Consider the following 11,480-nt stretch of genomic DNA (forward strand, 5'->3'; position numbering starts at 1 on the left):
CTTTTTTGTGCCTGCCACGCCAATTGCGGTTAAGCCCCCTTTCCTTCCACTTCATGCAACGCGAAAGAACGTCCATCCGCGTCGAAGATATGCAGGTCCTCGCCATTGGCGCTCAGCCGCAATGTCGAGCCGCGCTTGACCTCGACATTGCCGGGCAGCTTGGTCACCAGCGGCAGATCGGCGCGGCCGATGTCGACATAGACAAGCTGCACCTCGCCGAGTTGCTCGACATAGTCGACCGTCCCCTCGAACAGATAGTCCGCGCCGCTGGCGATGATCAGGTCCTCCGGCCGCACGCCAAAGCTCACCGCAGCGCCCTTTGCCGAAGCCGGCGTCGCAATCGGCACGGTCGCCTTGCGTCCGCCGACATGGCTGACGACGGTCGGGTTTCCGGTCTTTTCGATGGTCGCCGGCAGGATGTTCATGGCCGGCGAGCCGATGAACTGGGCAACGAACAGATTGCCGGGCTTCTTGTAGAGGTCCATCGGCGTGCCGACCTGCTCGATATGGCCGTCCTTGAGCACCACGATGCGGTCGGCCAGCGTCATCGCCTCGACCTGGTCGTGGGTAACGTAGATCATGGTCGTGTTGGGCATCGATTCCTTGAGCTTGGCGATCTCGATGCGGGTGGCGACGCGCAGCGCGGCGTCGAGGTTCGAAAGCGGCTCGTCGAACAGGAACACCTTCGGATTGCGCACGATGGCGCGGCCGATGGCGACGCGCTGGCGCTGGCCACCCGACATCGCCTTGGGCAGGCGGTCGAGATATTTGGTCAGCTGCAGGATCTCGGCGGCCTGGCGCACGCGGCGGTCGATCTCGGCCTTGTTCTCTTTGCCGATCTTCATCGAGAACGCCATGTTGTCGTAGACGGTCATGTGCGGGTACAGCGCGTAGGACTGGAACACCATGGCGATGCCCCGCTTCGACGGCGGCACGTCGTTCACCACTTCGCCGGCTATTCTGAGTTCGCCGGAGGTGATTTCCTCGAGCCCGGCGATCGACCTCAGCAATGTCGACTTGCCGCAGCCCGACGGGCCGACGAAGACGATGAACTCGCCCGACCTAATATCGAGGTCGATGCCGTGGAGAATGTTCAGATTGCCGTAGGACTTCTTCACTTGTCTTAGCGTGACATCGGCCATTGGTTTCCTCCAGTGATTGGAAATTCAGTCGAGACGCCCGAACCAGGCGCCGTAGCCGCCAAGCTCGATGGAACCGCTGCTCGCCTGCCCCGAAAATCCGTGCCCGGGCAGAGGTTGCAGCGATCGGCCGCCAAGGTCAACCTTGGCCCGCCCGGCTCCCAGATTGAAGACGCAGACGATCTGCTCGTTGCCTGCGCGGCGCGTGAAGGCCACGGTATCTCCCTCACTTTCGATGAAGGTGATGTCGCCCTTGGCCAGCGCCGGATGGGCACGCCGGAAGCTGAGAAAGCGCCGGTAGTGCTCGAGCAGCGAAGCCTCGTCGCCCTGCTGGACATTGACCGCTTGCGCCAAATGCTTGGCCGGCACCGGCAGCCAGGGTTTTGCCTGGGAGAAGCCGCCATTCTTGGCGCCGCCGTCCCACACCATCGGTGTGCGGCAGCCGTCGCGGCCCTTGAATTCAGGCCAGAAGCGGATGCCGTAGGGATCCTGCAAATCCTCGAACCGAAGGTCGGCCTCGCCGAGCCCAAGTTCCTCACCCTGATAGATGCAGACCGAACCGCGCAAGGACATCAGCAGCGCCGAGATGACCTTGAGGTAGGCGGTCGGGTCGGGCTCATTGGCGGCCCAGCGCGAGGCCGGGCGCATTACATCGTGGTTGGAGAAGGCCCAGCACGACCAGCCATCGCTGGCGACCTTGCCGAAGGATTCCAGCACCGAGCGGACCTTGCCCGCGCTGATCTTTTCCGGCGCCAGGAAATCGAAGGAGTAGCACATGTGCACGCGCTTGCCGCCGGCGGTGTAGGCGGCCACCACTTCAAGCCCACGCTGCGAATCGCCGACCTCGCCGACCGCTGCCGTTGCCGGATATTCATCGAGCAGGGCACGGAACCGTTCGAGGAAGCCGAGATTCTCGGGCCGGCTCTTGTCGTAGAGATGGTCCTGGTAGTTGTAGGGGTTGACCGCCGGCGCGGTCTGGTCGTTGCGCTCTTCTGGCGGCAGCGGCGGGTTGTTTTCCAAGCCCTGGCTGTGGAAGTAGAAATTGATGGTGTCGAGCCGGAAACCATCGACGCCGCGCTCCAGCCAGAAGCGGGTGACGTCGAGCAACGCGTCCTGGACTTCGTGGTTGTGGAAGTTGAGGTCGGGCTGCTCGGCCAAGAAATTGTGCATGTAATATTGCTGGCGGCTGGTGTCCCATTGCCAGGCCGAGCCGCCGAAGATCGACAGCCAGTTGTTGGGCGGCGTGCCGTCCGGCCTGGCGTCTGCCCAGACGTACCAGTCGGCTTTCGGGTTGCTGCGGCTCGACCGGCTTTCCTTGAACCAGGGATGATTGTCGGCGGTGTGCGACAGCACCTCGTCGATCATCACCTTCAAGCCCAACCTGTGTGCCTCGGCGGTCAGCGCGTCGAAGTCGGCCAACGTGCCGAACATCGGATCGACATCGCAGTAATCCGACACGTCATAGCCGAAATCCTTCATCGGCGACTTGAAGAACGGCGAAATCCAGATAGCGTCCGCGCCGAGTGCGGCGATGTAGGCGAGGCGGCCTATGATGCCCTTGAGATCGCCGATGCCGTCGCCGTTCGAGTCCTGGTAGCTGCGCGGATAGATCTGGTAGATCACCGCGCCCCGCCACCAGTCGCGATCGATGGCGAGGTCAGGCTTCGAGCTGGCCTTCAAAGCGGATTGCATCGTCTCAGCCTCCTTTCACCGAGCCGGCAAGCAGCCCGCGGACAAAATAGCGCTGCAGCGAGAAGAACACGATCAGCGGCACGATGATGGTCACGAAAGCCGATGTCGTCAGAATCTCCCAGTCGCCGCCGCGTGAGCCCAACAGCGCGTTGAGCTTGGCGGTCAGCACAATCTGGTCTGCCTCTGTGCCGAGGAAAACCATCGCCACCAGCAGATCGTTCCATACCCACAGGAACTGGAAGATGGCAAACGAAGCCAGCACCGGAAACGACAGCGGCAAGACGATCTTGACGAAGATCTCGAAATCGCTGGCGCCGTCGATGCGCGCCGATTCCATGATTTCGCGCGGCAGGCCGGCAATGTAGCTGCGCAGCAGGTAGATGGCGAAGGGCAGGCCGAAGCCGGTATGCGCCAGCCAGATGCCGAGATAGGTCTTCGACGGCATGCCGAAGAAAGCGCCGACGCCGTTGTAGAGTTTCAACAGCGGGATCAGCGACATCTGCAATGGCACCACCAGCAAGCCGATGATGACCGCGATCAGCAGCGCCCGGCCGGGAAACCGCATCCAGGCCAGCGCATAGGCGGCAAAGGCGGCGATCAGGATCGGGATGACGGTCGCCGGAATGGTGACGGTCAGGGAATTCATGAAAGACCGTCCGATGCCTTCGGAAAACAGCACGGTTTTGTAATTATCGGTGGTGAATTTCGGCGGCGCCGACGAAGCATAATAGACGCGCTGGCCGCGATCGCCTTCGAACGCTTTCGGGGACTGCATGACGAAGCTGCCGTCGGCATTGAGCTGCAAGGTCACGCCGTCGCCGAGATCGGCTGTGGTGCCGGCGGGATACTGCGTCGGTGCCGCCGATTTGACCCCGAAGGCGCTGATGTCGCGCTTGGCGCCGTCGCCAAAGATATTGCCCTCGAGCACGAACTTGCCGGCCTTCTCGACTTGCGCCGAGGCGGGCGGCAGCCGGCCGGCTTCGGTCTGGGTGGAACTGGCGAACGAGTTCCACCAGCCCGAGGCGATGATCTGGTTCTTGTCGCGCAGCGACGAGACCAGGATGCCGAGGGTCGGTATGGTCCAGATCGCGACGAAGATGAGCACGGCGATGTGGACGCCGAAGCGGCTGGCGAAGGAATTTCCGGTCGCGACGGCCATCTCAATGTCCTCCCGTCTCTTTGTTCGCCTGTCGGATGTTCCAGACCATGATCGGAATGACCGCAATCATGATGATGATGGCGATGGTGGCGCCGCGGCCGAAATCGCCGCCGCCGCGGAACATCCAGTCGAACATCAGATTGGCCAGCACCTGGCTGTTCCACTGGCCGTTGGTCATGGTCAGCACGATGTCGAACACTTTGAGCACCAGAATGGTGATCGTGGTCCAGACCACGGCGATGGTGCCCCAGATCTGCGGCACCATGATCTTCCAGAAGATCTGGAACGGATTGGCGCCGTCGATGACGGCGGCTTCCAGCGTTTCCTCGGGGATGCCGCGCAGGGCGGAAGACAGGATGACCATGGCAAAGCCGGTCTGGATCCAGATCAGGATGATCATCAGGAAGAAATTGTTCCAGAACGGCAGCGATATCCAGACCTGCGGCTGGCCGCCGAAATGCTGGATGATGGCGTTGAGGATGCCGATCTGCGTCTGGCCCTCGCCCCGATACTCGTAGATGAATTTCCAGATCACGCTGGCGCCGACGAAGGAGATCGCCAATGGCAGGAAGATCAGGCTCTTGGCGATCGTGCCCCACCAGATCTTGTCCGTAAGCACGGCGATGATCAGCCCGAGGAAGGTGCAGGCGGCCGGCACCACCGCCAGCCAGATGATGTTGTTGAGGATCGAGTTGCGGAACTCGCGGTCGCCGAACGCCCATTCATAGTTCGCCAGGCCGACGAAACTGATGCCGCCGCGATCGAGGAACGACAGCCGCAGCGTCTCGACCACCGGATAGATCAGGTAAATGGTGAGGATGATCATCGCCGGGCCGACGAACAGCCATGGGCGGACCAACCCTTGCCGGCGTAGATTGTCGATGGCCGCGGCACCGGCGACGCCGCGTGACGGGAATATCAGGTCGACCAGTTTGTTGGCGCCCCAGAAATAGGCGACGCAACCGCCGACGCCGACGATGATGACGAATATGGCCGAGAAAATCTGAGCCGCCATGGGTCCCTCTCCCCCTGCGCATGACCCGACAAGGAATGACCTTGGTGACGGGGACCAGGCGCCGATTCAGTTGTTTGGAGCGCGTCATCGGCGGCTTGCGCACATTGCCGATCGCGCTTCATGTCAATGCGCTCATGACGAAAGGCTGCGGCACGGGCCGCCGTCGGATCCGGGCCGGTATGGTCCGGATCCAGTGCGAGAATGGTTGGTCGTCTACGTGCCAGCCGTCTACTTGATGGCGTCCCAGCTCTTCTGGATGTCGGTGGCGACGTCCTGTGCCGACTTGCCGCCGACCAGGTCGATCATGCCGGTCCAGAAGGCGCCGGCGCCGATCTTGCCCGGCATCAGGTCGGAACCGTCGAAGCGGAAAGTCGAGGCATTGGCGAGGATTTCGCCCTGTTTCTTCAGCGCGTCGCTGGCATAGGCATCCTTGTTGACCGACTTGAGCGGCGTCACGAAGCCGCCCTCGGCCATCCAGATCTCGTGGGCGAGCGGCATCTTCAGGAATTCGATGAACGCGCGCGCACTCTTGCTGTCCTTGGTGATCATCGCCAGCGTACCGGCGCCGAGCACGGGCGTGCCCAGTTCAGGCTTGGCGGCATAGGGCGGGAAGTAGAAGAAGTCCGCGTCCTGGCCGACCTTGGTGCCTTCCGGGAAGAAGGTCGGAATGAACGATGCCTGGTGGTGCAGGTAGCATTTCGGCGGCACCGAAAAGAGGCCCTTCGGGCTGTCGCGGAAGTCGGTCGCCGCAACCGCCTTGGCGCCGCCGTCGACCATCTTGTCGTCGGTCGCGATCTTGCCGAAAATGTCGATGGCGTTGACCACCGCCGGATCGTTGAACGGGATCTCGTTCTTCACCCATTTGTCGTAGACCTCCGGAGGCTGGGTGCGCAGCATCAGGTCTTCGACCCAGTCGGTTGCCGGCCAGCCGGTGGCACCGCCGGAGCCGAGGCCGATGCACCACGGCTTGCCGCCATCGGCGATGATCTTCTTTTCGAGATCGGCGAGTTCTTCCTGGGTCTTCGGCACCTTGTAGCCGGCTTCCTCGAAATTATCCGGCGAGTACCAGACCAGCGACTTCACGTCGGCCTTGTAAGGGAAGGCGAAGAAGCCCGGCTTGCCGTCCTTGTCCTTGAAGGGGCCGAGATCGACCCATGACTGGCCGGCGCCGTAATTGTCCTTGACCCATTTGGCGGTGTCGTCACCGAGCGGCGTCAAAAGGCCCTTCGACGCCAGGTCCTGGATGAGGCCCGGCTGCGGCAGCACGGCGATGTTGGGCGGGCTGCCGGCCTGCGTGTCGATGACGATCTGCTGCTCGTAATTCTCCGAGGAGGAGTATTTGATCTCGACGCCGGTGGCTTCCGAGAAATAGTCGAGAACGCCGCGCACCAGGCCTTCGTCCTCGCCGCGCCACGGTCCGAAGATCGACAGCGTCTCACCCTTGAGGTCGACTTTCTTGAGCTCTTCGTAGTTCGCCCAGTTGAAGCGCTTGTCTTCGCCGGGCTTGAACTTCAGTTCGGCCTGCGCGGGCGCGTTCAGGGCGAACGTGGCAAACGCAGCACCCAGCAAAAGCATTTTCTTCATCGGTATTCCTCCCAGTGGGTCTCACACACCGGACGGAACCTCCATTCCGCCCGCCGACGCCGCAGGACTGTGACTCAGTCGGAAAGGAACCGCAACCTTTCGAAGAGTCTTCCAAAGCGCTTTGGCTTTTCCGATCACGCCATTGAATCGCGGGGAAGTCAAGAGGCTGGCGAATCAATCGATTTAGGTTCGCGCATTTGCGCCCTAAAAGTGCGTCGCAGCATGCTATTATGGCAGTGCAGCAGCAATTTTTGTTTCAAACATGCCCAAACCGCGTCTATGGTTGGGCTTCGTATGGCTCGGCCCCGATGGCACTTGGGTCGATTCAATTTAAAAGCGCTTTGAGGGAATGGAGACTTTCGTGAACCTCAAGCAGCTCGCCCACATGCTGGCACTTTCGCAAACCACGGTAAGCCGCGCGCTGAACGGCTATCCCGAGGTCAATGAGGAGACGCGCAGGCGTGTCATGGATGCCGCCAAGCGCCATGGCTATCGGCCCAACCCGAGCGCGCGCCGGCTGGCGACCGGCAAGACCGGCATGATCGGCTATGTCCTGCCGACCGGTGCGTCCGTCGACATCGATCCGCATTTCGTCGAGTTCCTGTCCGGCCTTGGCGACTATGCTCGCTCGCACGAGCTCGACCTTGTGCTGTCGCCGGCCGACGCCGACGACCAGGAGACGACCTACCGGCGCATCGTCGCCAACCGGCAGGTCGACGCTGTTTATATCTCCTCTCCAAGGCCCGCTGACCGGCGCGTGGCGCTGGTCAACACGCTCGGCATTCCCTTCATCGTCCATGGCCGCAGTGAGGGCTTCGATTTCGACTACGCCTTCACCGACATCGACAATGAGGGCGCCTTCCACGAAGCGGCCAGGCTGCTGATCCAGCTCGGTCATCGGCGGCTGGCGCTGATCAACGGTGACGGCCGCGAGACCTTCGCCATCCATCGCGAACGCGGCGTGCGCCGGGCACTCGCCGCGAGCGGACTGACATTGATCGAACGCCATGTCTGCTCGGTCGATATGACCGAGGAGAACGGCTATCGCGCCACCAGGCGTTTGCTGGAAGGGGACGACGCGCCGACGGCGATCGCCTGCTCCAGCCTGATCATGGCGCTGGGCGTCGTGCGTGCGGTGCGCGACCTCGGCTTGAGCATCCCGGGCGACGTCTCGCTGATCGCCCATGACGATGTCTTCCCCTGGCTGAGGCCGGAGAATTTCTCGGTGCCGCTGTCGACGACGCGTTCATCGATCCGTCTCGCCGGCGCCCGTGTCGCCGAGCGGCTGGCGGCACGGATTTCAGGACTGGAGGAGGGCGCGCGAGGCGAGGTCTGGCCGGTCGACCTGGTGGTGAGAGGGTCAGTCGCCGGTGCGCCGGCGTAGCTGGAGATCAAAGCCATGTGCTCTGCGGGATCGAGTTGAGACGCGACACTCACGCCGCATCAATCTCGCCCGACGCCGGCAGTAGCGAGACCACCGCAAGGGGGCCGGATTCCGACATCTCACGCCGCGGATTTGAGGTGGTCGATGAAGGCGCGCAGCTTCGGCAGGACTTGGCGCTTGCCGGGATGATACAGGAAGACGCCGGGCGTCGTGGCGGCAATGCCGTCCAGCACCGGTTCCAGTTTACCTTCGGCTATCGGAGCTTCAGCGATTGGTCGAGGCGTCTGCGCCAGCCCGACGCCCCGCATCGCGGCCCCGAGCAATGTCGGATAATCGTGCGCTATCAGCGGGCCTGAGAGCATCGCCTCGATCGTCTCGTTGCCGTCGACGAAAGCCCAGGGCGCTATGGCGCCATTCGAACGGCGCAAGCGCAGGCAGGCGTGGTTGCGCAGATCATCGACGCGTTCGGGGCGGCCGTGGCGTTTGAGATAGTCAGGGCTGCCGACGACCACGAACGAAAACGATGGGGTTAGCCGCACCGCGACCATGTCGACCGCGATGAACTGGCCGAGACGGATGCCGGCATCGAACCCGCCGGCCGCGAGATCGACCATCTCGTCGCTCGCGGCGATCTCCAGCTCGATCTCGGGGTAAGCCCGGCAGAACGACGCGATCATCGGCTCCAGGATCAACGGCACGACAGCGCGGGGCACGGACAGGCGCAGCAGACCGGTCGGCCGTTGGCCGATGTCACGCACGGCCTCGCCGGCCGCGACGAGTTCTTCGAAAGCAGGGCCGGCACGATCGAGGAACCGCTGGCCAGGCTCGGTCAAGCCGACGCTCCGTGTCGTGCGGACGAACAGCGCCGCACCCATGCGTGCCTCCAGCGCGCGCACCGCCTGGCTCACGGCGGACGGTGTCACGCCGAGTTGCGCTGCGGCGCGGCGGAAGTTGCGGTGCCTGGCGACAGCCAGGAACGCCTCGATGCCCTCCAGCGCACCATGTCGGACTGTGTAGTTCTGCTTCATAGGTTGTTGTTATTACGCCGGGTAGTCGAATTATGGAAGTGGGCCTAGGTATGAGCTGAACCTAGGAGACATCATGCGATGACCGATGAACTTGAAGGGGTACGCGACCATTATCGCGCGACGGGCCTGACCGAGCGGCTGAAGACGGTGTTGGCTGCCCTCGGCCCGGAGGACCAGCTCCTCACGCCCCAACAATTGGGCGTTCTCGACCAGTTTCACACCCGTGGGCTAGCTGCCACCGGCGAGCTTGCCCAATTGGCGGGGATCGCTGCCGGCATGTCGATACTGGACGTCGGCTCGGGCGTCGGTGGGCCGGCGCGCTTTCTGGCTGCGACCTATGGCTGCCGGGTTACTGGCGTGGATCTCAGCGAGCCTTTCGTGGATGCCGCGCGCTATCTGACCGAGCGCACGGGACAGAGCGGGCAGCTGTCGTTCCAGACCGCCAGCGCATTGGAGCTCCCATTCGACGATGGCCGTTTCGACGCGGTGCTGTTGCAGCACGTGGCGATGAACATCTCTGACCGGACGCTGCTCTACAGCGAGATTCGGCGCGTGCTGAAGCCAGGCGGCAGGTTTGCCACATACGACGTCGTGTTGTCTGGAGGCGAGCCGCACTATCCGCTTCCCTGGGCGAGAACGCCGGCGACGAGCTTTCTCCTAACAGCCGGTGCGACGCGCGAGGCGATCGAACCGGCCAGCTTCCGCATGCTGGCATGGCAAGACGACACCGACGCCGCCAAGGCGTGGTTCGCACAGTTGCGCGCGTCGGGGCCGCCGCCTTCGCCCAATCTCGGCGTGGTGATGGGACCGGACTTCGCTGAGCTTGCGGCCAACCTCGGACGAAATCTTATGCAAGGTCGGCTCGGTATCCTGACCGCAGTGTTCGAGGCCGCATGAACCAATTGTCGAGAGGAGGCCAGATGTCCACCGAAGTCCTATTCCAAATCCATCTTGTTCTGGGCTATGTCGCGTGGCTGCTTTGCTTCGCTACATACGGTTTGCCGTGGCTCAGGTCGATGGACCGGGTCGCGGCGCAGCGCGCTGTTGCCGCTCTGCACAGCTTCCGCTTCTTCGGGCTGGTCTTCCTCGTTCCGGGTGTCGTCAGCCCCGATTTGCCTGCCGGCTTTGCCGTGTTTGCTGCCTACGGCGACCTTGCAACAGGAGTGCTGGCCATGCTGGCGCTGCTCACGGTGAGGATACCTCAGCTCTTCTGGGCGCTCGTCGTCGCCTTCAATCTGGTCGGGACGGTCGACCTCATCGTGGACTATTACCACGCCATCCAGGTCGGCCTCCCCCAGCGTGCGGGCGAACTGGGCGCCACCTACGCGATCCCGATCATCTACGTGCCGCTGCTGATGATCACGCACATCGTCGCGTTCTATTTTCTGGTGCGTCCTCCGCAAGCCGCGGCTTGGACTGTCGCAGACTAGTCCTTTGCCGCCGCCGCCTTGATGTCCAGCAGGCCGTAGCCGAAATCATTGTCGCGTCCCTTGGGGCCGAGATCCCTGGCCGTTGCCGCGAGCGCCTTTTCGATGTCGTCGGCCGAGCGATCGGGCGCGGCATGGATGAGATTGGCGATGGCGCCGCTCACGATCGCCGCGGCAAACGAGGTGCCTGTGACCACATCCGAGCCGGCGCCGCTCGGCGCCACCATCTCGACGCCGGGTGCCGAGATGAAGACATAGGCGCCGCGATTGGCCTGCGGCATCAGCCCGTCCTTGGCATCGGTGGCGGTCACCGCGATGACACCATCGAAGGCGGCCGGATAGCCATAGGGTGCCTTCGGCCCGTTGTTACCGGCTGCGGCGACCAGCACCATGCCGAGCGCGCGGGCATTGCGGCAGGCGACGCCGAGCAAATCGTTCTTCGGCCCGACAAAGCTCATATTGATGATGCGCACGTCCTGTTCCGCCGCCCAGTCGAGCGCCGACAGGATGACGTCCATGGTCGACTTGCCGCCCTCGAAGGCGCGGGCGTGATAGCTTTTTGCGCCCGGTGCCATGCCTTCCAGCGCGCCGACGCCGGCGATCAGCCCGTCGATCGACGTGCCGTGATCGCGCTTTTCGATCGGCACGTCGGGCATGGCGTCGAACTGCCCGGCAATGACGCCCGAGAGCGCCGGGTTGGTGTCGTCGATGCCGGTGTCGATCACCGCGATGCGGACGTTTTCTCCGCTGGCCTGCTTGGAATCGAGTGCAATGCGGTCGAACGCATAGTTGACGATGCCGGCGGCCTGCTGCAGCGAATAGACGTGATTGGGCTCGCGCCGCTGGGTGCGGCCGTCGGCGGCCAGTTGCGCCAGCACGACGCCGACGGGCCGGCCGTCGGGAATGCCGAAGCGCACCAGTGTGGTGCCAAGCAGCCGCGACTGGCGCTGCGAGCGCACCTGCAGGCCGAAGGAGGCGGCGATCTGCTGGACAGCGCCGGCATCGCCGTCGACGGTCACCAGCACCTCGTCGGGCACGAAATCGCCAACCAC

General features: G+C 63.3%; 10 protein-coding genes. 3 read left to right on the plus strand and 7 right to left on the minus strand.

Features of this window, described 5'->3' with window-relative positions:
- Window positions 1-29: 29 nt before the first annotated feature.
- From ugpC to EN991_RS08800, 5 genes are all read right to left on the minus strand, one after another.
- Complete coding sequence (gene ugpC, locus EN991_RS08780; protein ID WP_127368588.1) at window positions 30-1,142, minus strand: sn-glycerol-3-phosphate ABC transporter ATP-binding protein UgpC; 1,113 nt, start codon at window positions 1,140-1,142, stop codon at window positions 30-32.
- A gap of 24 nt (window positions 1,143-1,166) precedes the next feature.
- On the minus strand, window positions 1,167-2,831 hold the full coding sequence (locus tag EN991_RS08785) for an alpha-glucosidase (RefSeq protein ID WP_024501953.1): 1,665 nt from the start codon (window positions 2,829-2,831) through the stop codon (window positions 1,167-1,169).
- Between the two features lie 4 nt (window positions 2,832-2,835).
- Window positions 2,836-3,990 carry a carbohydrate ABC transporter permease gene (locus tag EN991_RS08790; RefSeq protein ID WP_064992880.1) on the minus strand — a complete coding sequence of 385 codons (1,155 nt, stop codon included), beginning with the start codon at window positions 3,988-3,990 and terminating at the stop codon, window positions 2,836-2,838.
- A 1-nt stretch (window position 3,991) separates the two neighbouring features.
- Window positions 3,992-5,005 (minus strand): sugar ABC transporter permease, encoded by a 1,014-nt coding sequence (locus EN991_RS08795; RefSeq protein WP_063169814.1) that lies wholly within the window; start codon window positions 5,003-5,005, stop codon window positions 3,992-3,994.
- Window positions 5,006-5,233: 228 nt separating this feature from the next.
- Window positions 5,234-6,589, minus strand: coding sequence for an ABC transporter substrate-binding protein (locus tag EN991_RS08800; RefSeq protein ID WP_127368589.1), 1,356 nt, complete (start codon window positions 6,587-6,589; stop codon window positions 5,234-5,236).
- Between the two features lie 361 nt (window positions 6,590-6,950).
- Here EN991_RS08800 and EN991_RS08805 point away from each other — a divergent pair, with 361 nt between their 5' ends.
- Complete coding sequence (locus EN991_RS08805; protein WP_013528260.1) at window positions 6,951-7,973, plus strand: substrate-binding domain-containing protein; 1,023 nt, start codon at window positions 6,951-6,953, stop codon at window positions 7,971-7,973.
- Between the two features lie 119 nt (window positions 7,974-8,092).
- Here EN991_RS08805 and EN991_RS08810 read toward each other — a convergent pair whose 3' ends face one another.
- Window positions 8,093-9,001 carry a LysR family transcriptional regulator gene (locus tag EN991_RS08810; protein WP_013528259.1) on the minus strand — a complete coding sequence of 303 codons (909 nt, stop codon included), beginning with the start codon at window positions 8,999-9,001 and terminating at the stop codon, window positions 8,093-8,095.
- A gap of 78 nt (window positions 9,002-9,079) precedes the next feature.
- Between EN991_RS08810 and EN991_RS08815 the strand changes: the two genes are divergently transcribed.
- Both EN991_RS08815 and EN991_RS08820 read left to right on the plus strand, forming a co-directional pair.
- Window positions 9,080-9,898: a class I SAM-dependent methyltransferase gene (locus EN991_RS08815; RefSeq protein ID WP_013528258.1), complete on the plus strand. Its 819-nt coding sequence runs from the start codon at window positions 9,080-9,082 to the stop codon at window positions 9,896-9,898.
- 23 nt (window positions 9,899-9,921) lie between these two features.
- Window positions 9,922-10,431, plus strand: coding sequence for a hypothetical protein (locus tag EN991_RS08820; protein WP_013528257.1), 510 nt, complete (start codon window positions 9,922-9,924; stop codon window positions 10,429-10,431).
- Here EN991_RS08820 and EN991_RS08825 read toward each other — a convergent pair.
- The coding region (locus EN991_RS08825) for a S8 family serine peptidase (protein WP_127368590.1) at window positions 10,428-11,480 on the minus strand (1,053 nt) is incomplete at its 5' end. The two genes, EN991_RS08820 and EN991_RS08825, sit on opposite strands and share 4 nt — an antisense overlap.

It is taken from the genome of Mesorhizobium sp. M7A.F.Ca.US.005.03.2.1 (genome assembly GCF_003997795.1).
Classification (GTDB): domain Bacteria; phylum Pseudomonadota; class Alphaproteobacteria; order Rhizobiales; family Rhizobiaceae; genus Mesorhizobium; species Mesorhizobium ciceri.